Source organism: Nonomuraea sp. NPDC052129 (assembly GCF_040680095.1).
Classification (GTDB): Bacteria; Actinomycetota; Actinomycetes; order Streptosporangiales; family Streptosporangiaceae; genus Nonomuraea.
Genome location: NZ_JBFAVX010000002.1, coordinates 457,535 through 483,566, shown reverse-complemented (window position 1 = coordinate 483,566; position 26,032 = coordinate 457,535). Strand labels below are relative to the sequence as shown.

Annotated in this window: 23 protein-coding genes; 11 read left to right on the top strand and 12 right to left on the bottom strand. The window is 67.4% G+C overall.

Annotated elements, in window-relative coordinates; all coding sequences use genetic code 11:
* Positions 1-11: 11 nt before the first annotated feature.
* From AB0L53_RS06955 to AB0L53_RS06930, 6 genes are all read right to left on the bottom strand, one after another.
* Positions 12-551 (bottom strand): DUF1707 domain-containing protein, encoded by a 540-nt coding sequence (locus tag AB0L53_RS06955; protein WP_363991484.1) that lies wholly within the window; start codon positions 549-551, stop codon positions 12-14.
* On the bottom strand, positions 548-1,351 hold the full coding sequence (locus tag AB0L53_RS06950; protein ID WP_363991480.1) for an ABC transporter permease: 804 nt from the start codon (positions 1,349-1,351) through the stop codon (positions 548-550). Before AB0L53_RS06950 ends, AB0L53_RS06955 begins: the two co-directional genes overlap by 4 nt.
* Entirely contained in the window at positions 1,348-2,316 is a 969-nt protein-coding gene (locus AB0L53_RS06945; RefSeq protein WP_363991476.1) for an ATP-binding cassette domain-containing protein, read from the bottom strand. The genes AB0L53_RS06950 and AB0L53_RS06945 overlap by 4 nt, the downstream gene beginning before the upstream one ends.
* A 55-nt stretch (positions 2,317-2,371) precedes the next feature.
* Positions 2,372-3,277, bottom strand: a complete 906-nt coding sequence (locus AB0L53_RS06940; RefSeq protein WP_363991474.1) for a DUF4097 family beta strand repeat-containing protein — start codon at positions 3,275-3,277, stop codon at positions 2,372-2,374.
* Between the two features lie 61 nt (positions 3,278-3,338).
* Complete coding sequence (locus AB0L53_RS06935) at positions 3,339-3,863, bottom strand: histidine kinase (protein ID WP_363991471.1); 525 nt, start codon at positions 3,861-3,863, stop codon at positions 3,339-3,341.
* 158 nt (positions 3,864-4,021) lie between these two features.
* Positions 4,022-5,221 (bottom strand): DUF1266 domain-containing protein, encoded by a 1,200-nt coding sequence (locus AB0L53_RS06930; protein ID WP_363991468.1) that lies wholly within the window; start codon positions 5,219-5,221, stop codon positions 4,022-4,024.
* Positions 5,222-5,410: 189 nt separating this feature from the next.
* Between AB0L53_RS06930 and AB0L53_RS06925 the strand changes: the two genes are divergently transcribed.
* On the top strand, positions 5,411-6,475 hold the full coding sequence (locus AB0L53_RS06925; protein ID WP_363991466.1) for a peptidase: 1,065 nt from the start codon (positions 5,411-5,413) through the stop codon (positions 6,473-6,475).
* 136 nt (positions 6,476-6,611) lie between these two features.
* Here AB0L53_RS06925 and AB0L53_RS06920 read toward each other — a convergent pair whose 3' ends face one another.
* The 4 genes from AB0L53_RS06920 to AB0L53_RS06905 all read right to left on the bottom strand — a co-directional run bounded on the left by AB0L53_RS06920 (position 6,612) and on the right by AB0L53_RS06905 (position 10,298).
* The gene (locus AB0L53_RS06920) at positions 6,612-6,785 is read right to left on the bottom strand and encodes a hypothetical protein (RefSeq protein ID WP_363991462.1); all 174 of its coding nucleotides are present in this window, start codon (positions 6,783-6,785) and stop codon (positions 6,612-6,614) included.
* Positions 6,786-7,004: 219 nt separating this feature from the next.
* Positions 7,005-8,639: a GMC oxidoreductase gene (locus AB0L53_RS06915; protein ID WP_363991459.1), complete on the bottom strand. Its 1,635-nt coding sequence runs from the start codon at positions 8,637-8,639 to the stop codon at positions 7,005-7,007.
* Between the two features lie 76 nt (positions 8,640-8,715).
* A complete protein-coding gene (locus tag AB0L53_RS06910; protein ID WP_358544351.1) occupies positions 8,716-9,222 on the bottom strand; it encodes a carboxymuconolactone decarboxylase family protein in 507 nt (168 codons plus the stop codon).
* Entirely contained in the window at positions 9,219-10,298 is a 1,080-nt protein-coding gene (locus tag AB0L53_RS06905) for a dihydrodipicolinate reductase (RefSeq protein WP_363991456.1), read from the bottom strand. The genes AB0L53_RS06910 and AB0L53_RS06905 overlap by 4 nt, the downstream gene beginning before the upstream one ends.
* A 667-nt stretch (positions 10,299-10,965) precedes the next feature.
* Here AB0L53_RS06905 and AB0L53_RS06900 point away from each other — a divergent pair.
* Positions 10,966-12,789, top strand: coding sequence for a DUF1996 domain-containing protein (locus tag AB0L53_RS06900; RefSeq protein ID WP_363991454.1), 1,824 nt, complete (start codon positions 10,966-10,968; stop codon positions 12,787-12,789).
* Positions 12,790-12,872: 83 nt separating this feature from the next.
* On the opposite strand, the gene AB0L53_RS06895 is transcribed toward AB0L53_RS06900, so the two are convergent.
* Positions 12,873-14,354 carry a glycoside hydrolase family 71 protein gene (locus tag AB0L53_RS06895; RefSeq protein WP_363991451.1) on the bottom strand — a complete coding sequence of 494 codons (1,482 nt, stop codon included), beginning with the start codon at positions 14,352-14,354 and terminating at the stop codon, positions 12,873-12,875.
* Between the two features lie 405 nt (positions 14,355-14,759).
* Here AB0L53_RS06895 and AB0L53_RS06890 point away from each other — a divergent pair, with 405 nt between their 5' ends.
* The 9 genes from AB0L53_RS06890 to AB0L53_RS06850 all read left to right on the top strand — a co-directional run bounded on the left by AB0L53_RS06890 (position 14,760) and on the right by AB0L53_RS06850 (position 24,580).
* Positions 14,760-17,723: a tetratricopeptide repeat protein gene (locus AB0L53_RS06890; RefSeq protein ID WP_363991448.1), complete on the top strand. Its 2,964-nt coding sequence runs from the start codon at positions 14,760-14,762 to the stop codon at positions 17,721-17,723.
* Positions 17,724-17,727: 4 nt separating this feature from the next.
* Positions 17,728-18,342: a hypothetical protein gene (locus AB0L53_RS06885; protein ID WP_363991445.1), complete on the top strand. Its 615-nt coding sequence runs from the start codon at positions 17,728-17,730 to the stop codon at positions 18,340-18,342.
* On the top strand, positions 18,339-19,244 hold the full coding sequence (locus tag AB0L53_RS06880; RefSeq protein WP_363991442.1) for a hypothetical protein: 906 nt from the start codon (positions 18,339-18,341) through the stop codon (positions 19,242-19,244). Before AB0L53_RS06885 ends, AB0L53_RS06880 begins: the two co-directional genes overlap by 4 nt.
* Positions 19,241-20,032, top strand: coding sequence for a caspase family protein (locus tag AB0L53_RS06875; RefSeq protein WP_363991439.1), 792 nt, complete (start codon positions 19,241-19,243; stop codon positions 20,030-20,032). Before AB0L53_RS06880 ends, AB0L53_RS06875 begins: the two co-directional genes overlap by 4 nt.
* Positions 20,025-20,627: a nucleoside-triphosphatase gene (locus AB0L53_RS06870; protein ID WP_363991436.1), complete on the top strand. Its 603-nt coding sequence runs from the start codon at positions 20,025-20,027 to the stop codon at positions 20,625-20,627. Before AB0L53_RS06875 ends, AB0L53_RS06870 begins: the two co-directional genes overlap by 8 nt.
* Before the next feature lie 58 nt (positions 20,628-20,685).
* Positions 20,686-22,515, top strand: coding sequence for a glycoside hydrolase family 15 protein (locus AB0L53_RS06865; protein ID WP_363991434.1), 1,830 nt, complete (start codon positions 20,686-20,688; stop codon positions 22,513-22,515).
* A gap of 190 nt (positions 22,516-22,705) precedes the next feature.
* Entirely contained in the window at positions 22,706-23,077 is a 372-nt protein-coding gene (locus AB0L53_RS06860) for a YbaB/EbfC family nucleoid-associated protein (protein WP_363991431.1), read from the top strand.
* A gap of 73 nt (positions 23,078-23,150) precedes the next feature.
* Positions 23,151-23,492 (top strand): hypothetical protein, encoded by a 342-nt coding sequence (locus tag AB0L53_RS06855; RefSeq protein WP_363991428.1) that lies wholly within the window; start codon positions 23,151-23,153, stop codon positions 23,490-23,492.
* Positions 23,489-24,580, top strand: a complete 1,092-nt coding sequence (locus AB0L53_RS06850) for a hypothetical protein (protein WP_363991424.1) — start codon at positions 23,489-23,491, stop codon at positions 24,578-24,580. Before AB0L53_RS06855 ends, AB0L53_RS06850 begins: the two co-directional genes overlap by 4 nt.
* 101 nt (positions 24,581-24,681) lie before the next feature.
* Here AB0L53_RS06850 and AB0L53_RS06845 read toward each other — a convergent pair whose 3' ends face one another.
* The gene (locus AB0L53_RS06845; protein ID WP_358544364.1) at positions 24,682-25,881 is read right to left on the bottom strand and encodes an esterase-like activity of phytase family protein; all 1,200 of its coding nucleotides are present in this window, start codon (positions 25,879-25,881) and stop codon (positions 24,682-24,684) included.
* Positions 25,882-26,032: the final 151 nt, after the last annotated feature.

Here is a 26,032-nt window from a genome sequence, read left to right as displayed (position 1 = left end):
GTCGGACGCGCCTATCTGACGAGGCCGCGCGGGTGGCGGACCCGCAGATGACCGTAGGCGAGCTCGCCGGCGATCTGGACATGCAACCGTCCCGGACGCGGACGACCGGACGCCTTGCAGATCACCCGCCCCCACTCGGTCCGCGCCTGGTCGACGTTCGCCGTCGCGCCGGCCGGCAGGATGATCACCGCGGAGCCGTACGCGAGCCGGAGCTCGATCCCGATCTCGGGATGGTCGATGACGGCCCCCGACAGGTCGAGGTGCACACCGCCGTACTCGGACTCGACCCGCAGCACGCGCGGGACCTGCCAGTCGCCCGACCGTCTGACGCGCCCGCCGGTGGACCTCAGCAGGACCACCTCCTCCTCGGGAGGGTCGGGCAGGTCGGCGACCGCCCGTGCCAGATCGCCCTGGGTCACGGCGGTGAGAGCCCGTTCGACCCGCTCCTCCATCTCGGCGAAACCGAGGCGGCCGTCGGCGTACGCCTGCTGGACGCGCTGAACGATCCGGTCGCGCTCGACGTCGTCGTGCCGTCCCGCGGGGAGGTTCATTGGGAGACCGCCCTCTTGTACAGGCGCGTGGCCAGCGGGACGAACACCGCCAGGATCAGCACACACCAGCCCACCGACACCGCCACCGCGTGCTGGAGCGGCCACGCGTCGGGCACCGGCCTGAGGGCGGTGGTGTTGCCGAACAGTTCGCGCGCCGCCTGGACGAACGTGGAGACCGGGTTCCATTCGGCGACGGGCTTGAGCGGGCCGGGCAGCCGGGAGCTGTCGACGAAGACGTTGGACAGGAAGACCAGCGGGAACGACACGAGGGTGGCGATGTTGTTGAACACCTCCGGCGTACGCAGGGCCAGCGCGATCGTCGCCGTCACCCACGAGAAGGCGTAGGCGAAGAACAGCAACAGCAGGAACCCCGCGAGAGCCTCGAGCGGCGAGGAGTGGACGCGCCAGCCGACCAGGAGTCCCACCAGCGCCATCGTGACGATGCTCGTGATGTTCATGAGCATGTCGCAGAGCGTCTGCCCGACCAGCACCGCCGACGGCGCCATCGGCAGCGTGCGGAACCGGTCGAAGATGCCCTTCTGCAGGTCCTGGGTGAGCGTGTAGCCGGTGATCTGCGCGCTGGTGACGATCGTCTGGACGAAGATCCCCGGGAGCAGATACTCCGGGTACGAGATGCCGGGCAGGTCGATCATGCTGCCGAACACGTACACGAACAGCAGCACGAACACGACCGGCAAGATGATCACGCCGCCGAGCAGGTCGGGGGCCCGCCTGATCTTGAGCGCGTTGCGCTTGCTGATCGTCATGCCGTCGGCCATCGCCATCTGAAGGGGGCTCATCGGACCGTCTCCCGGGTGTCGTCGGTGGCGGCCTGGTGGCCGGTGAGGCTGAGGAAGACCTCGTCCAGGGTCGGTCGCCGCAGCCCGGCGTCGCGTACGGTGACGCGCTCGGCGGCCAGGTGACCCAGGGCGGTGGTGAGCGAGGCGGCGCCGCCCGCCACGGGGATGGTGATGCTCAGGGAGGTGGGGTCGGTCCGGACGTCGGCCACGGCCAGCGGCGCCAGGACTCGGCGCACGGTCTCCAGGTCGGCGGCGTCACGCACCGTCAGCTCGATCCGGTCGCCGCCGACCTGGTCCTTCAGCTGGTCGGCGGTGCCGAGCGCGATCACCCGCCCGTGGTCGACCACCGCGATCCGATCGGCGAGCCGGTCGGCCTCCTCCAGGTATTGGGTGGTGAGCAGTACGGTCGTGCCGCCCGCGACCAGCTCGGAGATGACCTCCCACAGGCCCACTCTGGCGCGGGGGTCCAGGCCGGTCGTGGGCTCGTCCAGGAACAGCACCGGCGGATCGGCCACCAGCGCGCCGGCCAGGTCGAGCCGGCGCCGCATGCCGCCGGAGTAGCCCTGCACCGGGCGGTCACCGGCGTCGGTCAGGTCGAAGCGCTCCAGCAGCTCGCGGGCGCGTTGCTTGCTGCGCTTGGTGCCCAGGTGGTAGAGGCGGCCGACCATCTCCAGGTTCTCGGCGCCGGTGAGGTGCTCGTCGACCGCCGCGTACTGGCCGGACGCCCCGATGTGCGAGCGCAGGCGCTGGGCGTCGGCGACGACGTCGAGACCGGCGACGGTGGCGTGTCCGGCGTCCGGCCGCAGCAGGGTGGTCAGGATCCGCACGGTCGTCGTCTTGCCGGCGCCGTTGGGGCCGAGTAATCCGAAGACCGTGCCTTCGGGGACCGACAGGTCGATGCCGTCCAGGGCGGTGACGGTGCCGTATTTCTTGACCAGACCCTCGGCCACGATCGCGGGGGGCATGAGATCTCCTTTGGTGTTTTGTGTCATGAACTTTTTGTGTCATGAACTTTTTGTGTCATGAACGACGGATCACGATGTCGCCGTAGGCGGTGTGGGCGCGCACCTCGACGGTCTTGTCGGACTGTGCCGGGCCGTCGCAGGCGTCCAGGTCGACGTCGACCGTGCCGTACTGGGAGCTCACATCCAGCCAGGCGGCGCTGCCCTCCCGGATGCCGAGTTCGAGCCGGCCGCCGGCGGTCTCCAGGACGACCGCGCCGGACACCACCTCGCCGATCCGGACATTGCCGTAGGCGGTCTTGGCGGCGACGCCGGCCAGGGCGTGGTCGACGATGATGTCGCCGTAGGCGGTGTTCAGCCGCAACTCGCCGGTCACCGCGCCGAGGACGAGGTCGCCGTTGGAGGTCTTGACCACGGCCGTGCCGTCGATCTCGCCGACCCGGATGGTGCCGTTGGCGCTGGAGATGTCGGCGTGCCCGACCGACCGGGTCACCGAGATGTCGCCGGAGCCGGTCTTCAGCTGCAGCCGGCCCGCCCGTTCCAGCCGGATGTCGCCGTAGGAGGCGGTGAACTTCACGTCGCCGAGGCGGCCTTTGCAGCGGAAGTCCGCCGTCCCGTTCGCGTCGACGCGCGAGCCGGCCGGCAGGTCGATCGTCACGTCGACCGAACCGTCCCATCCGAGCAGCGAACGGGCCCAGTTCTTGGGCGACTCGACCAGCATGTCGATCGAGCCGCTCCACCCGGACAGCGACGCGGCCCGGGGCTTGCCCACTTTCACCAGGAGTCGGCCGCCGGCGTACTCGATCTGGGCCTGCTCGGCGGCCTGCCGGTCGGCGTCGTTGGACTCGTCCCTCGGGCGTACGTCGACGACGGTGTCGGTGCGATCGCTCGCGTTGATCCGGACGTTGGCGGTCGCCAGATCGATGATGGCCACGATGGGCTCGGGGGTGTCGAAGGTTGGCATGGCGTTTCCCTCATGGATTCGGCGGTGCTCCGCTTAGCGGAACGCGTGGTCGTGGGCCCGGCTAGCGCACCCAGCCGGTGTGGCTCCGAACGGTCTGGGCCCCCCGGTGCCGGCCCCCGTCGCGTTCGAGCGCGGCGGAGACCGCGCGGACCAGCCAGGTGTTGACCGAGAGCCCGTCTCCGGCGGCCGCTTCCTCGATGCGCGGCTTGAGGTGGTCGGGGACGCGGAGCGAGATCCGCGAGGTCCCGCCCTCGTCGGCTCTGGCGCCTGAGTCCGCTCTGGCACCTGGGTCGATCACCCTGGCCGACGCGGTCTCGCCCGCGTCCCCGAACGACTGGCCGACGGGCGGTGACGTCACGATGAAGCCGGGCTCGCGGCCACGCAGGCGGACCTCGACCGAGCCCGGCGCGAGGTCACGGGTGATCTCGTCCGCGGCGGCGGAGAGCGCCTCCAGTAGGGCGAGCCGGGTGGCCGGCTCAAGCGCCGCGGCGAGACGCTCGGCGATCGCGCGGGCGTCGTCGTCGCCCGCTTGGGCGGTGGCCGCGAGTTCGCGACGGAGGTGATCTATGTACGGCGCGAGGTCCATGACGCAACTATGACGTCATAATGGCGTCATGACAAGTGCCTTGCGTCGACTGCTGTGATGTCATGGAGGCGTCAAAACGCCGAGCGCCGACCGGACGGGCTCTTCAGCCGTCCGCTCGGCGCTCGGTGACCAGCGGCTTTGGGGGTGTCAGGTCGCCTTCATCGTTTGAAGGGGATGTTGAGCCAGGGGCTGTTCGGGTCGGTCGTCAGGATTCGGTGGGCGTTGAGCATCTCCCCGTACCAGTCGCCGAACTCCTCCTCGTCGAAGTGGAGACAGCGGCCCAGGATGTAGGCGGCGGAGAACTCTTCCCAGGAGCGGTAGTTGATCCGGCTGACCGCGCCCGCGCGCAGGACCGCCGTTTCCGCCTCCACCAGGTCGCAGTAGCGGGCGCCGAGCCCCCACCGGGCCATCTTCGACGCCCGCCCGTAGTCCCACGCCTCCACGGTGCGTACGAACCCGCCCTCGGGAAGCAGCCCGTCCGCGCGGAATCTCGCCTCGTAGCGGATGATTCGTCCGATGAGCCGCTGCGCTCCGGCGACCTCGGCCTCCGTCTCGGGGTCAGGGGTGGTCGCGTTCTCCGCGGCGCGATGCCGTATGACCCGTGACGTCACCTGACGCCAGTGATCCACTTCGACCGCGCCGCCGAAGTCACGGGCGAGCGTGCTGCGTATCCCCAGCACGAATCCCCAGACGGAGCTGCTCATCCGGCCCTTGAGCAGCTCCTCCTGGGCCTGCTGCCACCCTTCCCGGCTGGTGATCTCCCACCACTCCTCCAGGCGTCTCCGCTCACGGACGTAGCCAGTGCCGTGCCAGCCCATCGCGTTCCAGAGCGAGGCGTTGTTCACGCAGAGCAGCGCGCCGCAGGCCAGGCCGTGAGCGACGTTGCCGTGCAGCGGACCCCCGACCCACAGCGTGCGCAGTTGGTTGCGGCGCGTGCTGGAGGTCCGGTCGGCATGCCAGCGCCACGTCTGGCGATGGGCGGCCGTCGCGGGGAAGAACGCCTCGCACGGGGTGCCGGGGTTGATGGCCAGCCACTCGTCGTCCTGGGGCCAGTCCTGGACCAGCTTTCCCAGATCGACTTCGAAGAAGACCGGGTCTGGCGCGGGCGCCGGAAGCATCCCCTCGGTGACGAACGCGAGGCTCAAAGGGCTTCCGGGCTGAGGGCCCCAGTACGCGGCGTTGTAGTGAAGCCAGCCCGGCTTGGCGTCGGCCTGAGCGCGCGACATCGCGTGATAGAGGTCCGTGCCCGCGAGAACGTCGAAGTACGCCGCCCAGTCGCCGCGTGTCTTGGCCGCGTACAGGTCACGTTCGACGTCGGTGGGCGCCTGCCATACGGCCTCGGGGGCGGCGAAATCCATGGCATCACATTGTGAAGCATGGCGTCAGGAGGCCTTGACCCGCCTCCTCCGCGGCATGGCCGAAATAACCCGCAGTATCACCGCACAATCGCCCCGTAATGCTGCCATACCCGAATGAGCATGACTTGAGGAAGATGGCGGCTTCCATACGTACCTCCTGACGGCAGATTCCGGTTTCGGGAGGTACGTATGCACCGCAGAGTCGCCCTGCTCTCCGCCGTCGCGCTCACCGTGGCAGGCGCCCTGGTCCCAGCGGGCGCCGCCCAGGCCAGGAGCGGGACCGGCCTCGACCCCAGGCCCGTCAGGTGGTCCGCCACGGACTCCTCGTCGGAACGCAGGAACGTCCTGCAGTACTGGACGCAGCAGCGCACACTGGCGGCGCGGCCACTGGATACGCCCACGCCACGACGTGGCAATCGGTCGAGCGGACCGACCCAGGGAACCCCGTGGGCGACCCGCGGCGCCTCGGCCACCATCACCCAGCGCACCCCCTGGACCAGCGGCGGCGCGACGCGCGTCCAGACCGCCTCGGCCTCCACCGCCCAGCAGGGAGCCCGGGTGCCCAACAGCCCCGGCCTCCGGTGGACGGACGGCGGCGCCGTCGTGCGCACCACCGGACGCGTCTTCTTCACCACCGCCGAAGGCGGCAACGCCTCCTGCTCCGGTACGGCGGTGACCAGCGCCAACGAGAGCGTCGTGATGACCGCCGGGCACTGCGTGAAGATCGACGGTGCGGCCCACCGCAACTGGGTGTTCATCCCGGGCTTCGACAACGGGCGACGTCCGTTCGGCACCTGGGTGGCCACCAGGATGCTGACCACGCAGCAGTGGAACGCCAACGAGGACATCAACTTCGACATCGCGGCGGTCGTGGTCGCGCCGCTGCAGGGACGGACATTGACCGACGTCGTGGGCGGGCAGGGGGTGGCGTTCAACCAGCCGAGGCAGCGGCAGATGTTCTCCTTCGGCTACCCGGCGGCGCCGCCGTTCGACGGCTCCAGGCTCATCTACTGCAGTGGGCGCGCGTTCAACGACACCGTCATGACCCGGGACCAGGGGCTGCGCTGCAACATGACCGGCGGGGCGAGCGGCGGTCCGTGGTTCCAGGGGTTCAACGAGTCCACCGGGCTCGGCTGGCTGAACTCCGTCAACAGCTTCAAGTACGATTTCGCCCCGGACTTCATGTTCGGCCCCTTCTTCGGGAACGAGGCGATGGCCGTCTACCAGGCCGCGCAGAACACCAACGCCACCTGAGGCCCCGAAACCGGACCCCCGGCCCCGCCCGTACATAACATCTCCAGACGGCGGGGTCGGGCTGCCCAGACGAGCGACCTTTTCCACCGCGCCCAGACGGGCGACCCTGTCCACCGCGTCCAGACAAGCGGGCTCTTCAATCGCGCGCCCGGCGGCGGGCCCAGACGAGCGATCCCCTCTTGGTCACCCGCAACGGGGTGGCCACGCGGAGCGAAGCGTCGCGCGCCGCCGGCTCCGCCAGGCCGCGGCCCCGCAGGTAGAGGGCGACGGCCGCCCGGGCGGGCAGCGCCTCACCGCGCGATGCGACCATCCCGCCACGGTGCCCGCCGACCCGCGCACCCCGCCACCCGTTTTACCGGCGGGCCCCGCCACGCCCGCTACCGGCGCCACCCGACGCGCCTGCCTACAGTGCCGATCACAGACGAGGAGGCCCTGTGGTGGCGAGGGCGAGCGTGGAAAGGGGCCGCGGCGGGCAGGCCGCAGCCCCTTCCAGAGCGACCGATCGACCGACCGCTCGCTCACTCCCTCGCTACAAGTCAGTGGCAATGATCTTCTCGATGTTCCGTTCCGCGAGCGCCGTGATGGTGACGAACGGGTTGACGCTGGTGTTGCCGGGGATCAGCGAGCCGTCGATGACGTACAGGCCCGGATACCCGGCCAGACGTCCGTAGTTGTCGGTGGCCTTGTTCAGGACCGCGCCCCCGAGCGGGTGGTACGTGAGGTGGTCGCCCCAGACCTTGTAGACGCCGAAGAGGTCGGTCCGGTAGATCGTCCCCTCCTTGTCGTTGATCTTGTCGAAGATCGACTTTGCCATGTCGATGGCCGGCTGCTTCCAGGCGGTCTGCCAGTTCAGATCGACCTGACCGGTCGTGGCGTTCCAGGAGAAGCGGGCGCGGTTGGGGTTCTTGGTGATCGACAGGTAGAACGAGGCGAAGGTCTCGATCCCGGTGGGCAGCGGCGCGACCTCGGCGAACGCGCCACCGGCCGCCCAGTTGTCGATGCCGGCGCAGGGGATGGTCGACTGGGAGGCGCCGGTCGGGTCCCACAGGTGGTTGGCGCGGCCGCACATGACGTTGCCGTTGTCGCCCCAGCCGTTGCCGACCTCGCTGTCGAGGTTGGGCAGCGCGCCGGTGGCCTTCAGCTTGACCAGCAGCTTGCTGGTGCCGACGCTGCCGGCGGCGAAGAACACCCGGTCCGCGGTCACGGTCTTGGTGGCCGTGGTGTCACCGGTGGTGTTGATCTGCTGGATGACGACCGTGTAGCCGCCACCGGACGCCGGGGCGACCGAGGTGACCTTGTGCAGCGGCGAGATGGTGACCCGGCCGGTGGCCTTGGCCTGGGCGAGGTAGGTCTTCTGGAGGGACTTCTTGCCGTAGTTGTTGCCGTAGAGGATCTCGCCGGCCAGGGCGGACTTGGTGGCGGTTCCGGCTGCTTCCTGCTCCATGTAGTTCCAGTCGTACACGTCGGGTACGAAGACGAACGGGAAGCCGGACCGCTGGGCGTGCTTACGGCCGACGCGGGCGAACTGGTACCAGTCGGTGGAGTCGAACCAGGCGGAACGGATGGTGCCCACCCCGAGACCGGCGTTGGCCCGCGGGTAGTAGGTGTTGTACATCTCGTCGGCGTTGACCGACGGGAGGATGGCGGCGAAGTTCTCCCGTTTGGGGGTGACCGCCATGCCGCCGTTGACCAGCGAGCCGCCGCCGACGCCGCGACCCTGGTAGACGGTGATGCCGCTGAAGTCCTCGGCGTCCAGGACCCCGGTGTAGCGGGAGATGTCCCGGTCGATCGGGAAGCCGAGGAAGTAGTTGAGTGGCGCCTTGGTCCTGGTACGTAACCAGTAGGAGCGGTTGTCCGGGGCGAGCGTGCTGCAGAAGATCTTGCCGTCGGAGCCGGGGGTGTCCCAGGCCATACCCATCTCGATCATGTGTACGTCGACACCCGCCTGGGCGAGACGCAGTGCCGCCACGGAGCCGCCATATCCGGTGCCGATCACCAGAGCCTGGACATGGGCCCCGTTGCCGATCGGACCGGCCGCCGCCGGAGCCGCGGCCTGGGCCGCGGTGGGGTGGGCCGCGAGGGCCAGAGCGCCCACGCTTCCGGCGATGAATCCACGACGCGAGACACCTCTGGAACCGGCCTCGCCCGGGGTGTTGTCACTCATCCGATGTTCCTTACTCTCGGTGGGATGAGAACAGGTTCTTACTGCAGCTCGCGCCTGGAGAAAGCCTGGAGAAGATCTAGCGTGCCCGCCGCGTGGCGGGTGAACGGCCGCTGGGCAACCGGCACACGGTGTCGAGGCCCAGTACGTGGTTGAGCCGCCCGAAGGCCAGCCAGGAGCCGATGCTCATGCTCAGCTCGACGATCTCGAGCTGGCTGTAGTGCGCGGTCATCCGGGTCCAGAACTCGTCGTCGAGGCCGTGGTGGTCCAGGGCGTACCGCTCGGCGTATTCGGCGGCGAGCCGGGTGCGGTCGTCGAAGGCGTCGGTGGTGCGCCACTGGGTCACCGCGTCGGCGAACTCCTCCTCGACCTTCTGCCCGTCTCGCTCGGTACGCCAGTCCAGGCAGAAGGCGCATCCGTTGATCTGCGCGATCCGCAGCCGTGCCGCCTCGAACTCGCGAAGCCCGAGGGTCGTGTGGGCGTACACCGACAGGGAGAAGTGCGAGGCGGCGGTCCCGATGCCGGGCACCATCTCACCCCAGACGTACTCGATCGCGTCCTTTCCCTCGGGGATGTCGAGGTTCATGGCTGTTTCCTCCCGAGTTTGCCGATCGCGGGGCGCAGTGGGACGTCGAGCGCGTCGTAGAGCCCGGGTTCGGCCGCCACGAGCCAGTCGATGGCGCTCACCAGGCGGCCGACCGCGGTGGCGTTCCCGCCCGCGGCCCGGTTGCCGCCCTCGTCGGTGGCCTCAATCGTGACCTCGATGCGCGGACGGCCCTCGATGATCACCCGGTGCGCCGCGTGGCCGTCGGGCGGCGTCGGCCAGTCCGGCGCGCAGGACGGGTGGATGCGGGTGACGTGCTCGATGACGATGCGGGGCTCGCCCTCGACGATGCCCTGCACCTCGAAGCGCACCGCGCCCTGGGTGCCGGCGTCGAACTCGCCCATCGTCTCCGTACGTACCGTGGCGTCGAGCGGGCGCCGGTCGCGGCTTTCGCGGATCTCGTCGAGTTCGACGCCGAGGGCTCTGGCCATCAGCCGTACCTGGCCGCCCCACACCATGGTCGGGACGGTCGGCGCGATCATCGGCGGCTCGTAATCCATCGGCTGGCCCATGCCGACCAGGTACCGGACCGAGTCGGGCTGGTCGTAGGTGGAGTAGTCGAAGATCTCCTGGCAGCGGATCACGTCCACGGTGCCGCCGAGTCCGCTGATCAACAGGGGCAGCACGTCGTTGCCCCAGCCCGGGTCGATGCCGGAGACGAACAGCGAGCCACCGCCGTCCGCGATGGCCGCCAGCACCGGCTCCCGCAGCTCCGGCGGGGCGTTGCGCTGGTCATAGAGCGCGTACAACGAAGGGGTGACGACCACGGCGCCGGCCCGGATCGCCCTGATGATGTCGGCGAGCGCCTCGTCGGGGCGGATGTCGCCGGACGCCGCGTAGACGACGGCGCGGGGACCGGCGGCCAGCACCGCTTCGACGTCGTCGGTCGCCGCGACCCCCAGATCATGGTCGAGCCGGGCGAGCGCGCCCGCGTCGCGGCCGACCTTGCCGGGATCGTGGACGAGTACGGCCGTGAGCCTCAGTGCCGGATGAGCCTCGACGGCACGGATGGCCGCACGGCCGACATTGCCGGTGCCCCAGACGATCGTGGACAGCATGAGCGGAGCGTAGCAAGCGCTTGGTTAGGTGCATAGAGCCATCGCGACACCGACCGCGCCCGGCGCCGCCCGGACCCCCTACGTGGAAATGAAGCCTTCATCGGCCCGAATTCGCATTGTCCGGACCAGTGAGAGATCCGCCGATAACACATTGCATTCTCCGGCGCAAACGCCGGAGCGCTTCAGCGACCGTCCTGAAGAGATATCCCGCTGAACGATTGAAAGAGCAAATACCCAGGTGAGACGCTCCATCGCGATAAGCTCGAAGGAGGATGTTAATTTGCTGCCACGTTTCCCAGGACGACGTGTGACGAGGTGAATCGTCATCGCCATAACCTGCCGCTACTCTCGTGCCGCTCACACCACCTATGGCCCCCAACCGCCCGCGATCCTGTACGTGAACACCGACGACGGCGAGGTCGTCGCCGTCAAGCCCGAATCGCCGGTCTGACCTGCGACTTCTCCATCCGGGTGAACCATGCTGCCGATGCTCCCGTATCTGATGAAAAGCGGGCTTTCCCGCCCACGTCATCAATCCGGGAGGAGTTCCCGTATGGCGAATGCCTCGGGGAGCAAGCCATTCAGGCCATGGCTGGGAGTCGTTTCCCTAGTCGGAGGTGTCGCCCTCGTTCTGGCGGGTGGCCCATTATCCGGGCAGTCGCGGAACATGGTGAACCTGTCCGCCAGCGCGGACACGATCACCTGCCCGAACGTCGCCGACAAACTGCCGGACATTCCCGCCCAGGCCCAAGCCGAAGTCGACCGCAACCTCAAACTCCTGCAAACACAGATCAACGAAGCCAACAACCGACTCATCACCTCAGCGGGGGAAGGCGGCCCCAACTTCGTACAGAACGCCATCCTCGGCCCCCTGGCCGACAAACGAACAGCCACCATCAACCGCATCGCCACAGCCATCGGACGAGTCGCCGACCGCCCCACCGGGCTGGACGGCCTGGCCACCTGCAAACTCGGCAACGGCGGCGGCGCGACCGCCCCCGCAACCCAGGACCCTGACGCCTCAGAGCCCCCCACCTCACCGCCATCGGACAACGCGACCACACCGCCGTCCGACAATGCGACCACACCCCCCGCCACCGGCGGGAACAAGATCACCTGCCCGGACGTAGCAGGCAAACTTCCCGACATTCCCGCCCAAGCCCAAGCCGAAGTCGACCGCAACCTCAAACTCCTGCAAACACAGATCAACGAAGCCAACAACCGACTCGCCACCTCAGCAGGGGAAGGCGGCCCCAACTTCGTACAGAACGCCATCCTCGGCCCCCTGGCCGACAAACGAACAGCCACCATCAACCGCATCGCCACAGCCATCGGACGAGTCGCCGACCGCCCCACCGGGCTGGACGGCCTGGCCAAGTGCACGCTCGGCAGCGGCGGCGCCGCGTCCTCGAAGCCGAGCGCGAGCGCGAGCGCGAAGGCGGCGTCCGGGCCGACGGCCGACGACTTCGTCGACATCCAGTCGGTCGACCCCGTGCAGCAGCAGCAGAGGACCGCTTCCAGCGGCTCCTTCGTCTCCAGGTGCGGCACACCCCAGGAGGGTCACGCCAACAGCGACAACATCATCACCGCTCCAGGCGTGGCCAAGGGGGGCCAGCAGCTGAACGACTACGTGGGCAATGTGTCCACTGACGCCTTCTCCACGAACGAGAGCCTGGCCGCCTCGGACACCACCTGCCGCATCCGCGCCGACAGGTCGACGTACTTCTGGCCGACCCTGCGGGTAGGCGGGGCGGACGGCAACGCCGTGCGGCCGTCTCTGGTGCAGTTGCAGTTCCGTGGCAACGCCATGTCGAAGGTCACGGCCGCGCCTCAGTTCCTCAGGCTGATCACCGGCGACGCGCAGGCGGTGAGCGGCGGCAAGCCCAGTGACACGGCCAGTGACGCGCCCAGCGACGCACCCACTGACCTGCCCACCGATGTGCCCACCGACCTGCCCACTGACGTGCCTACCGACCTGCCCAGCGACACGGCCAGTGACGTGCCGAGCGACCCGCCCACTGACACGGCCGGTGCCAAGGCCAGTGACACCGCCAGTGCCGCACCCAGTGACGCGCCTGGTGACGCGGCCAATGCCCGGCCCACGTGGAGCTGCACCGGCTTCGCCAACAGGCTGACCGACAAGTATCCGATCTGCCCGTCCGGCAGCAACCTCATGCGCGTCTTCGACATGCCCAGCTGCTGGGACGGCCAGAACCTCGACAGCGCGGACCACCGTACCCACGTCGTCTTCCCCGACGAGAACGGAGCCTGCCCGGCCGACACCCAGGCGGTGCCGCAGCTGCGCGTCACGCTCGTCTACGACGACGTGCCCAACACCCAGCCCGACGGTACGAACGTCCCCTTCATGGTGGACAGCGCTCCCAGCGAAGGGAACAGTCCGAACACCGACCACGCGGGTGCCATCGAGGTGATGTCGAAGCAGCTCATGAACAACGTCGTGCGATGCATCAACAGCGGCAGGAGGTGCTGACAACCGGAAGGAACCGCTGACAGCCGGAAGGAGGAACGCGCGAAAGGGCCACCCGAGAACCCCCTCGGGTGGCCCTTTCGCGATCAGCGGCCGCTACTGACCGCGTGGTACTGCAGGTCCTGCACCACGGGGGCGGCCACCACGGTCCAGGGGGAGGTGACGGTGGCCGTCGTCGTCCCGGAGCGGACCACGGAGACCTTGTTGGTGCCGTTGGCCAGCGGATAGAGCTGGGCCTGCAGGCCCGCCTTGCCCTGGTAGGTCTTGGCCGTGCCGCCGATGGTGGCGTTCACGGTCGCGGCACCGGTGAGGAACGACAGGATCTCGACGCTGTCCCTGGGCGTGCTGGTGCCCGAGCGGGGCGCCATCAGCTTCGTCTGGCCACCCGTGGGCTTGGCGGCGGCGAGCTGGGTGCGGTGTGTCAGGTAGACCGTGTCCCGGACGATCGCCGGGGCCGTACCGGTCTTCAGCCAGGTCAGGTAGTACGACGAGATGTCCAGATAGGACGAGTCGTTGTGCGGGGACGGGGTGAACTGGGTGCCTTCGGAGAAGTCGTTCCAGGTGGTGAGCTGAACCCAGTCCGCGCCGTTGCTGATCGAGCCCTCCCACGTGGTGCGGAGGTTCTGGGTGTTCAGGGCTTCGTCGTAGATGCTCTGGTTCGGGCGCTCGTCCTGGACCGAGACCGGCTGCATCCAGATCTTGCCGAGGTCGTGCGCCTTCTCGATGTTGCTCGCGATGCCCGACTGCCCGGCCGGGCTGCGGTTGCCCCAATTGGAGAAGCCGTAGCTGATGGGGGCGAAGGCCGCGGCGTTGGCGGAGAAGTTCAGGAACGTCGGTACGAGGGCGACCTTGACGCCGTACTTGGTGTTCATGATGTCGATGAGGTCCGCCCACCAGGCCGCGCTCTTGGCCTCGGCCTTGAACGGCGACACGACGACGCGGCCGTCCGCCAGGCGGTAGATCGACTTAGACGCGGCCAGCTCGGCGAGGGAGGCGGCGAGCGTCGCGGCGTCGGCCGACAACGACGTCATGTCGGGCATCGGGACGATCGTGAAGCCGGTGTCGACCGCCTCGGCCGCCTTCACGAGCAGCTTGAGCCGGGTCCAGTTGGCGCTGGACAGCGAGAGCATGTCGACGGTGAAGCCGTCGATGCCCGCCGCGGCGGCCGTCTTGACCTCGCTCTCCATGTCCTGGAGCTGATAGTCGCCGGAGCGCACGGCGCGCGGCCGCGGGCGGTCGCGCAGCAGCCCGCCGTAGGCCGCGTGCTTACCGCTCTCGCCGGCCGGGTTGAGGTAGTTCTTGGTGTAGTAGTCGACGCTGCTCTCCTTGTTGTCCAAGGAGACGGGGTACGGCGTGAAGTAGTGCGCGAACACCTTCTTGGCGGAGGCCCGCAGCCTGGCCTTCGCCGGCAGATCGAACGGCAGGGGTCCGGTGGCCGCGAACGTGCCGGTCACGGCCCCGGCGGTGGCGGGGGTCACCGCCCCAGCGGCGGTGGCACTCGACATGGCCAGGAGCAGGACCCCGATCGATAAGGCGACGACTCTTCCCAACCTGACCTGCGAAATCATGCTCGTTACCCTCGACTGTCTCTCGGCTGTTCCACGAAGGATGAACTACTTGGACCAAGCGGTCGGAGGTCATCCTGGCAGGCGGGAGCACAAAGAAAGCACAAGGAGCGGGCGACGTGGGGCAGGACCGGTGCCGCCTACGTGTCCCTCGACGCGAGACTGGTCAGCATGACCAACCATAAATACATTTAAGAGCGACACATGGCTGCTTTTGATCAACAAATCGCGCTGATCGTTTACCTGCGATGTGCGCAAAGCGGGCACAGCGCGATGAAGCGCACATCCTTCGCGTTCAACGGAGCGCGGTGTCCGTCAAAAGGTTGCCGGTGTTCTGCGCGAAGTTTCCGTCTAGACTAAGCGAGCGGCTGCATAATTTAGGGCTTCCCCTCATGCCGGGAGGCGAGCGTGACAACGCCCGTAACACTCAACGAGGCCCTGGCGGCGAGCACTGCCCCGATACGGCTGCTCTTGGTCACGCCGTCGCCTATCAACGACCCTGGGCGGCTTCACCCGGAAACCGAGCTTGCGCACGTCACTGCCGCGATGGAGGAAGCGGGGGCGGAAGTGGACATCCTCCGCCTAACGCCGCCGACCATCAGCAACCTTAGGCGCGCGCTTGCCACTGATAAGTTCGACATTGTTCACGTGGCCGCTCATAGTGGTGGCGGAATCGAGTTCGAAGACCGTGACGGCACGGCGATCTTGGTGGAAGAAGACGAGTTCGCCGACGCGTTTCCCAACCGTCAGCAGTGTCTGCTCGTCCTGAACGGATGCTCGACCGAGAGCCTCGCCGACCGGCTGGCGCTTGCCAATCGCAACCTGACCACCATCTCCGTGGCCGGCAGCATCAGCAGGCGTGATGCCCTGCGCGCCATCGAGGAAATCTACGGACTCCTTTTCACCAGGACCCCGCTGAGCCAGGTGGTCAACAGCGCCTCGCAAGCCGTGCTTCGCCGCATTCCCCTGAGAAATACGGCGGATCCCATCCGAGTCCGCGGGCCACGAGAAAGCACGCCCGCCTTCGACGCCATGCCGACCAGCGGACGCCCCAACTATTTCGCCTGCAATCCGCCGGCGAATGTGCCGACGCAGCACCGCGCGGTCGTCGATCGAGCCGACGAACTGCTCGCCCTCTATCACCGGCTCTTCGACGAAGACAGAGGGAGTCCTTACATTGGCCTTGTCGGCATCACCGGAAACGGAAAGACGACCATAGTGCAGACAATGGCCAATCGCTACGGTTGGCAATTTCGTGGCGGCATCGGTTACTTCTCGCTACGGGGCAGCTTCGCGGCATCCGATCTCGCCGAGGTATTGGGCTGGCCGAAAGGGGAAGGCACCATGCGGCCCGAAGAAGTCGCCATGCGACTCTCGCGCGGCCGTTTCCTCCTCATCTTCGATGACATCGATGAAGCGCCCGAATCCGTCCTCGCGGAGGTCATAGCGCTGCTGAGCTCATGGGACACCAGCCTCGGCGGACGTGCCGTGCTCATTTCCTACTCCTATCGCGCCGAACTGCAGAGCATCATCGGTGCGAATTGGATCACCGTGACAGGCTTGCCCCAGGACGCGTCCCGCGAACTCATGGTCGCCTGTCTGGGCGGAACCGAGAGGGCGAGGAGGCTGGTGGGCGCGGATGAGCACGTAGCCGAAGCCTCTCGGCTGTGTTTCGGGCATCCGAAGACCATCGAGTACACAGCGTCTCTCCTGCAGCTCGGACAACGCTGGACGGAGATGCGGGGCGATCTCCTGAGGCTGAGCGGCGGCGGGCCACTCGCGGTCAACAGCGAGATGCTCGGCAGGGTGATCACTCTTCTGGAAGAGCGCACTCCCGCCGTGCGCGACCTCCTCGACGCCTGGGCCGTCTTCGAGGACGGAGCCGAAGAGTCAGCATGGCGCCATGTGGCGATGGGCGGCCGTGAACTCACCCCCACCACGAGATCCCGGCTCGACGCGGCGCTCAACGAGCTTCATGGCGCCGCGTTGATCGACCGCCACGACCAGCCGGGAGGCGGCACACGCTGCGTCATGCATTCGCTCCTTGTCGCCCATCTGCGACGCCGGCACGCGGGGCTGTCCCAAGAGAAGATGAGCGACCTCGTAAGATCGCAACTCGCCCAACAGCTGGAATTGGCGAACGAGGGCAACTATCCCGCCGACGAGTCGGGCAACATCCGCAGAGCGCTGCGCGTCGCCGAAGATCTGGGGCTCTGGCGAGACATCCTGAGCTACTGCGAAACGGTGGTGGGCCACCGGGACCTCCCGCTGATCCGCAGAGGGCCGTGGCCCTTGGCGCTCGACCTGCTTGACGCCGCCGTCCGGTCCGCGTCCCGATCCGGTGATCAGATACGTCAGGCGGCTTTCCTCATCGTCCGTGGCTTGGTGGAATATCGGCTTGCCGCCTTCACGAACGCGGAAGACGCCTACGGACAGGCCGCGTACTTGGCGATGGAGGCGGACGCCCGCGGTCTATGGCTGCAGGCACTTCGCGGGGTAGGCCAAGTGCATTACCGGATGGGCGATTTCGATCAGGCGGAGACCGTCTATCGGGATGCGCGCCGGCTGGCCGACGACGAAGAGGCGATCTCTGACATCGATCATCAAATCGCCAAGATCCTTTATCGCAAGGACCGGCTGGATGAGGCACAGGAGCTGCTGACCCGCGTATACGAGAGCCGACGCCGCGCCGGTCGTGACGGAGCCCTGGCCAAAACCATCCATGAGCGGGCGCGAATAGAACACGCCGCGCGCCGGACCGACTCCGCCCGGACGCTGTACGAGGAGGCGCTGCTCCTGGAGCAGTTGGTCGGAGATCCGGTGATGGAGCAGGCGACTCTGTTTCAGATGGCCAAACTCGCTCTTGAGACCGGTCAGACCGCGGACGCGGAAAGGCTGTTCTCGGAGAGCCGGCAGATCTCCGAGACGCTCGGGGATCAGGTGTGGCTGGTACACGCTCAGTTCGGCCAAGCGCTCCTCGACTGGGCCAACAGCGCTCGCGAAAGCGCCCGAGACAAAGCGCAGAGCGCTCTGACGGAGAGCCGTGTCCTGCGGATCGGACTACCACGGAGATCCAGAATTGGCTGGAAACCCATGAAGAAACGGAAAACAATGCCTGATATGACAGCGGCGGTCGCCGCCAAGTGGCAGAAGGCGGAGCGTTACGCCCGGGAGCAGGACAGGTTCTGCCTCGACTCGCTACAAGTCACCATGCGATCCGAACACGATGAGCGGCATATCAGCTTCGAGGCCGGCTCCTGGTCGTGCACGTGCGACTTCTTCGCAGTGCACGCCACTTGCAGCCATGTCATGGCCCTGAACTTGATATTGCGGAAACAGGCCGGTCTACAACTGCCCGACAATCTGGAGTAGCGGCATGCCAAGAGCGATCGTCAGACTCGCTGAGCGCCCGCTGGCGACGAAATTCGGCAGCTGGCGGGAGATTCTCTACTACGACGGGGTCGCGGAGAGCGTCGCCCTGGTCCACGGCGAGGTGAGCGGACAGGAGGAAGTGCCGTGCCGGGTCCACTCGGCCTGCATTTCCGCCCACGTGTTCAACAGCATCGAATGCGACTGCCGCGAGCAGATGGCCACCTCGCAGGCGACGATCCAGGAACACGGGAGGGGGGTCGTGATCTGGCTCGATCAGGAGGGACGAGCCAACGGGCATTTCGCGCTGATGCTGGCCACTCAGCTGTCCGCCGAGGAGGGCATCCCGCAAACCGAGGCGTACCGGAGGTTGGGCTACGGCGACGACCAGCGGCACTACGAGCAGGCGACCGCCATTCTGTACGACCTGCGGGTGACGTCCATTCGCCTGCTGACCAATAGTCCGGCCAAAGCCGGTGCCATTGCTGGAGACGGGATAAAAGTAGCGAACCTGCTGCCGGTGGCGGTTGATCTGGCACGCCATCCACAGCTCCGTGATTACTACCGGGACAAGATCAATCACGGCCACATCCTCGACATGCCCACGGGAACAGAGCGGTGAACGACCCGCCTCGGGTGCTCGTCATGGGCGACCTGTGTCTGGATACCGTCGTGGAGACCTGGCTGCCGAAAACCTGGTCCCGCGTCGCCGCCTCTGGCGAACTGTTGGCCCGCGGCCCCATAGCCGACCAGGTAGGTGGCACGGCTTACCAATTCGCCAGACGGGCCGTACAGTTCGGGCTCTCACCTACAGTCGTCGGCTCAGTAGGCGAGGACGCCGCCGGCGAGATCATCGGCGATGTGCTGGCCGCGGCGCCGTTCGAGTGCCGGGTTCAGCGCAGTACGACGGCTCCCACGGCTCGTACCCTCGTGGCCTACGACGCGTCCGGTGCGCGCCACATGTTCACGTCCTCGGTGAGTGCCAATGACGCCTTGTCGAGCGACTTCGTGCGTGCCGGCGAATTCGGGCCATGGGATCTCATCTGGATCTCGGGGCTTTGTCTTCGTTCCCGCTCCGTACCACGGTTCGCGGCGGTCATCGGGGCTGTCGCCGAGGCCAGGCGGAGTGGCGCCCTCGTGGTGCTCGACGTGGTGCCGCACGACTTCTATCGGCTCTTCGACGCGCTGACCGAGGTCGCGGAGATTCTGGGCGGCCTGGACGGAGTGGTCACCGAAGCCAACACCGCGCGACGCATGCTGGGACTGGGGCGTCAGGACGAGAAGCAGTCAGTGACGATGCTGTCCGACACGGCCGATGCGCTGCTGAAAGTGACGTCCTTGGCCATCGTTCGCCTCCGCGACGGTTCGAAATATCACCAACTGGCGGCCTCACGCTCCAAGCTGCACGCTTCTTACTCATATCCCGTCCCCGATGGGGCGGCGCTCCTGGGCTACGGCGACTTGCTGGCGGCGGAGGCGCTGCGTGACTACCTCGAACACCGCTCGGCAGGGGGTCACGAATGACCCGGCTTCATGCGGTGCTCATCGGCGTGAACAAGTATGCCGATATAACGATCCCCGACCTGTCATACGCACGAGCGGATGCGCTCGCCTTTGCCGAATTGTTCGGGCAGGCGTTATACGCATCAAGTGTGCAGGTGCATTCACTCGTTGACGATCAGGCGACTCGGTCGGGCATCATCGACCTCATCGGGGTGCGACTGGCACGGATCGTCGACCGCCGTGACGCGGTGCTGATCTTCTTCGCCGGGCACGGCTCCCCCGAAATTCATCCCGGGCTCGATAAAGTGTCACGCTTCTTGGTCTGCCATGACACCCAGCGGCATGCGCTGCTTTCGAGCGCCATCGAGGTGCATACAGATCTGGCCCGGTTGGCCAGCCGGCTCAATGCGCGCCTCGTGGTCTTCATCCTCGATGCCTGTTTTTCCGGCTACTCCGATGGGCGTGGGATAACCGGGCCCCTGCTGGCGGAGCAGCGCCGAACGCACCGACCGCGGATCCGGCTGGAAAACCTGCCGCTCGGTTCAGGAACGATCTTCCTGTCGGCCTGTGCCGACGACGAAGTCGCGCGGGAAGACGGCACTCTCGGACATGGCGTTTTCTCCTACTACCTGCTCGAACAGCTACGTAGTCCGGGGACGTCTAACGTCATCGGTCTGGCCAGTCTGTACGACCTGGTTTTCCATCAAGTGCGTGACTACAGCAATGGCCGCCAGAACCCGGTCCTCTGGGGCGACCTCAAGGGCGCCGGCTTGCCGCGGCTACTCATTCCGGGGAGCGATCATGGGTAGGGCACTGCTCTTTACTGGCGTCAAAAAGGTCGGCAAGACGACGGCCCTGAGAAACGTCGTCACCAGACTGGCCCCCAAGAGCGTCGTGGGTTTTTACGCCACCGAGCGGCGAATAGACGGCAAGCGCGTGGGCTTCGAGATCGAGATGCTGGACGGCCGGTCAGGGCGGCTCGCGTCCATTGATTCGGACAGTGATATGCGCGTGGGGCGACTGCTCAGCCATGGACGGCTCAAGTATGGCGTGGACCTCGAATTCCTGGACGGTGTCGCCGTGCCCGCCCTGCGTGCCGCCCTGTCGAACAATCCGGGGGGAATCGTGCTGGTGGACGAGATCGGGCCCATGCAGCTGTACTCGGCGGCGTTTCGGCAGGTCGTACTCGATATGCTCGAAAGCCCGTGCCTCATCCTAGGCACGGTGATGTCCCCCGCCGAGCCGTGGGTCGATGTCCTGAAGGAACATGAAGCTGTGGAGACATTCCACCTCACGCCGCAGAACAGAGACACCGTGACAGAGATGATGTGCCTCTATCTGGAGAAGCGGGTCCTGACGATGAGCGCTTCGTACGGCATGCCCCCTCCACCGTCGGCGGCCTGACCGAGCGTCGAGCTGCTCTGACCTGCATATTTTCCCGGAATCGTGGCAGGGAACAGATATGACGGCTGGACCAGGCGGCTACCCCGAGGACTCGCGGTACCTGCCGATCGGAGAGCACGGGTTGATCGGCGACCTGCGCACGGTAGCGCTCGTGGGCACCAACGGCACGATCGACTGGTACTGCTGCCCGAGCTTCGACGCCCCGAGCGTGTTCGCCTCGATCCTGGACGCCGACAAGGGCGGGTCGTTCGAGCTGTACGCCGACACTCTGGCGAAGACCAAGCAGTTCTACTTCCCCGACACCAATGTCCTGATCACCCGCTTCTTCGCCGTCGACGGGGTGGGCGAGATCCAGGACTTCATGCCGATCGAGGATGACTCCGACGAGGTGGACCGGCACCGGGTGATCCGCCGGGTGGCCTGCGTCCGTGGAGCCCTCCCGTTCCGCGCCCGGGTGGCTCCCCGGTTCGACTACGCCAGGCAACCCCACACGGTCCACCAGCACGGGTCCCGGACGACGTTCGAGTCGGAGTCCCTGTCCCTCGCGCTGTCCGCCAGCGTGCCCATCGAAACCGACGGACGGGACGCCTGGGCGAGCTTCGAGCTCAAGGAGGGTGAGCACGCCGTATTCGCCCTCGACCGGATCGGCGACGGGATCACCCCGCGACCCTGCCCGATCGCGGAGGCGGAGGAGCAGTTCGCCGTCACGGTGCGGTATTGGCGGAAGTGGCTGTCCGCCTCCCGCTATCGGGGCAGGTGGCGTGAGGTCGTCCACCGTTCGGCCCTCACGCTGAAGCTGCTCACCTACGCGCCGACCGGCGGGATCGTCGCCGCGCCCACCACCAGCCTGCCCGAGCAGGTCAAGGGCGGACGTAACTGGGACTACCGCTACGTATGGGTACGTGACGCCGCGTTCTGCGTGTACGCGCTTCTCAGGCTCGGCTTCACCGAGGAGGCCGAAGCCTTCATGGGCTTCCTGTCCACGCACGTCCCGCTCACCGGTGCCGGCAGTACCGGCCCGCTGCAGATCATGTACGGCATCGACGGACGCAGTGAGCTGCCCGAATCCGAGCTGAACCACCTGGAGGGCTACCGGGGGTCCGCGCCGGTACGCGTGGGCAACGCCGCCGTCAACCAACTCCAGCTGGACATCTATGGAGCACTCCTCGACTCCATCTACCTCTACAACAAATGGGGCAACCCCATCTCCAGCGACCGCTGGGAGCAGGTCTGCACGCTAATAGACTGGCTCTGCGAGAACTGGGACCAACCCGACGAAGGCATCTGGGAGACCCGCGGCGGGCGAAAGGACTTCGTCTACTCACGGCTGATGTGCTGGGTGGCCATCGAACGCGCCATGCGCATGGCCGCCCATCGAGGGCTCCCCGCCGACATACCGCGCTGGCGGCGGGCCCGCGACACGATCTACCACCAGATCATGAAACACGGCTGGTCGACCTCGCTGCAGGCGTTCGTCCAGCACTTCGACGACGACGTCCTGGACGCGTCCATCCTGATGATGCCGCTGGCCAAGTTCGTCTCCCCCACCGACCCCAAGTGGCTGTCCACCCTCGACGCCCTCGGCAGCGGGCTGGTCTCCGACTCGCTGGTCTACCGCTACGACCCCGAAGCCAGCCCGGACGGTCTGGAAGGACCGGAGGGCACGTTCTCGATCTGCTCGTTCTGGTACGTCGAAGCCCTGGCCCGCGCCGGCCGCGTCGACGAAGCCCGCCTGGCCTTCGAGAAGATGCTCACCTACGCCAACCACCTGGGGCTGTACGCGGAAGAGATCGGACACACCGGCGAGCAACTGGGCAACTTCCCGCAGGCGATCACCCACCTGGCCCTCATCAGCGCCGCCTTCAACCTCGACCACGCCCTCGGCTAGTTCCTTGGGGTGGCGTCCACCCGAGGTGTCCCTCCGCAGGAAGCCCTGATGGTTGGGGACCGGCCAGAACGCGTGGTTAACCGTCGATGAACTCTGATGATCATTGACGGAGAGCGTCGAGGCCGCCTCCTAGGATCTTGGCTGCGCCACCAGAGGCGCTGACCGCACCATGCTGCTTGGAGACCCCCGGATGAACGACGAGTCCTCGGACTTCCTTGACCAGTTCGCCGCCCTGCGGGAGACCGGCGTGGCGGCGAACGGCCTCGTCAAGGCGGAGGTCGACGGCACCAGCGACCTGGTCGGGCTCGTGATCGACCCGAGGGCGATGCGGCTGTCCTCGTACGAGCTGGCCGCCGCGATCAGGGTGGCGTTCAGCCAGGGGCGAGCCGCCGCCCAGGAGCGCGCGGCGGCGGCCATCCCCGACGCGCTGAAGCAGGAGACGCCCGAGCTGAACGCTCTGCTTCAGGACATCAAGGCCGACGCCCACGGCAACATGAACGAGATCCTCTCCGTCGCCAACGAGCTGACCATGAGGCTGGACCGGCTGATGCGGCCGGCCTGATGAGCGCACGCGTATGACCGGATCCCTGGCGGAGCGGGTGACACGAGTTACTAGCGGAGCGATGGTGACACGAGTGGAAGACAGGAACGACGAGCTGCGGGTCGTCTTCGGCAGCCGGCTCGTCTCGGCGAGCCGGTTCGCGGACACCGCCGACCAGTTGGAGCAGTCCATGTGGGGCTCGATCCACGGCGCCGGGCGAGCGGCGGCCACCGACGGCCCCGACCGGCCCGGCGCCCAGTTCGACTCCGAGTTCGCGGGGCTGATCGACCTGGTACGCGGCGCGTTCGGCGGCACCGCCGAGCGCCTGCGTGGCATCGCGTCCAAGCACGCCCTGTCCGAGGCGAACCTCACCCAGGCCGAGCAGGCCAGCGCGGCGGCCGCGGGCCGGACGCCTACCCCGATCGAGGCGCTGTGACCTGGGAACTGCCGCCCGCCCTGCGTGCGGTGCACGGCTTCGTCGCGGCCGACGCTCCCTGGCCGAAATCCGATGACATGTCGCGTCTCCAGGGGGCCGGCTCCTGGCTGGATCTCGCCTCCGCCGCCAAGGACGGCAAGGCTCAGGCGGATCCCGCCGCCGCGCACGTACGGGCGGCCGGCAACTACAGCGGCGACATCAACGTCTTCGAGAACGAGTACAGCCTCGAGTCGAGGCGGATGGACGACGGTTCCGTGGCCACCGCGCTGGTCGGCGCCGGGACCACCGCCCTCGTGGTGTTCAAGACCGCGTGGAAATACCTGCTCGTCATCACTCTCCTGGTGCTCCTGATCTCGCTCATCCGCGGGTTCCAGCTCGGTCCGGTGCTGGGGGCGCTGTTCGGCAGGCGGCGGATCATGGAGACACGCAAGGCCCTCGCCCTGGCTCTCGGCCAGGTGGAGCGCAACATCGCGAGGGGCGCGGTCACGTCTCTCCAGTTGGCGAGGCACATGCTGGCTCGTCTCATGATCATCCCAGGTGCGCAGACGGCCCTGGCCGGAGTCAACACGCTGACGCTCAAGCCGTGGGACAACAACTCGCAGGCGCAGGAGGACACCGAGCGGGTCCTGAACGAGACCCCCGCCGGCCGGGAGGCGCTGGCCTACGCCAGGGAGCACGGCATCACCACGCTGTACCAGACCGGCCAGAACATCCAGTGGTCCGACTACAACCGGCAGCTCAACGTCATCCGCATCGGCGGAGCCGAAACGGCCAGCTCCGAGGCGCTCGCCGGGGAGTTCGTGCGCCAGGTTCACATGGCCAAGGACCGGTGGGGTAACAGCCCGGTCGGCACGGACTTCGCCGAGTACAGCGCCGCCCGGGACAAGGAGGAGCAGGCGGCCAACCGGGAGGCGTACCAGATGGGGAGTCAGCTGGGCCACGAGCAGGCGGCCCGTGAGACCTACCTCGACGGCGGATACGGCTCCAGTTACCAGCGCCACCTGCGCGAACACGACGATGGGTGGAAGCAGGCGATCATGGGGGGACCGTTCAAGCTCTTCAACGACGGGCCCCTCGACTTCACCTGAGAGTCCCGGTCAGCTCACGACGGTGCGGCTGCGGCCGGTGAGATGCTCCAGGCGCCGCAGCCGCTCGTCTACGTGGACGGCCCCGGCCGCCCCCCTCTTCGTCAGCGGGCGTGCAGGCGGAAGGGCAGGCGGACGGTGATGAACTCGTCGTTGTCCGGCTGGCCGGCCGTCCGTCCGGACGAGAACGGGAAGTTGTTGTCGTTGAGGATGCCGAGCGTACGGTCGTCGAGGATCACGACGTCCTCGATGGTCTGGAACGGGAAGCGGAAGGTCTCGCCGAACCCGCCCAGGCCCTTGGGGTTGGCCAGGTCCAGCAGGTCGGCGGCGAGCGTCTTGTCCAGCGCGCCGTCGTGGTCGCGGTCGCGGGTGTCGGCCAGGTAGACGCGCTTGAGCTTGGCCGCGTCGCCCTGCTCGTTGTCCCGCTCGATGATGAGGAAGCGGTGCTCGTCCACCGCGATGGCGTCGCCGATCGCGTTGGTCGGGCTGTCCAGCTTGTACGTCCAGCGCTTGCCGGTGTACGCCCGCTTCCGGACGTCGAACTCGTTCAGCCGCAGCGTGCCCGCCGGATCTCCACTGACCGTGCCTTCCAGCAGCGGGTAGAGCCACCGGCCGTCGGCGGAACGGGCCATGCCCTCGAAGCCCTTGCTGCCGGCCAGGTTCGGCGTCGCGCCGTTGAGGGTCGGGTTCTCCGGCGCCTTGACGCCGGGCAGCTCGATCGGCGCCTCCAGCAGCGTGCCGGTGGCCGAGAAGTGCAGCAGGAACGGGCCGAATTCATCGCCGATCCAGTACGTGCCGTCCGCCGCCCGGACGATCGACTCCACGTCGAAGTCGGCGCCGGTGAGCACCCGGTCCGCCCTGGTCAGCGGCCACGAGACCCGGCCGCGCGGGTCTGACAGGTTGAACCCGCCCAGCACCCGTACGGTGCCCGCCTTGAAGTCCGGGCTGATCCGGTGCACGCGCAGCAGGAAGTCGGCGCTGTTGTTCTTGCCGCCGTACCCGTTGTCGGACAGCACGTCGAAGCTGCCGTCGCCGCGCCGGACGATGCCGCTGAACCCCTGGACCGGCTGGCCGGCGAAGGGCGGGGTGACGCCGTTGATCGGGGTGGTGCCGATCTGGGAGCCGGAGGGCTCGCTGCCGGGCACGAAGGTCTGCGCCGGGAGCGCGGCGAAGCCGGTCAGCGTGGCGCGGCCCGTGTTGTCCCGCGCGCCGTCCTGTGCGGCGGCGTAGGACGCGGGACCGGTCGTGGGGGCGAGGCTCACGGCCAGCAGGGCCGCGCCCACCGCGAGGGAGATGCGTTTCATGACCGGCACGCTAGGAGCGTCACATGACGTGGTTCCAAACGCAGTGCGTACGAATCATTCACTTTCGGGCGATCAAGATGATCGATCCGGGTGCCGGTTCTTCCTTGAGCGTTCACCATAAGGACGGAGTGCGGGGTGCCGCCCGTTCCCG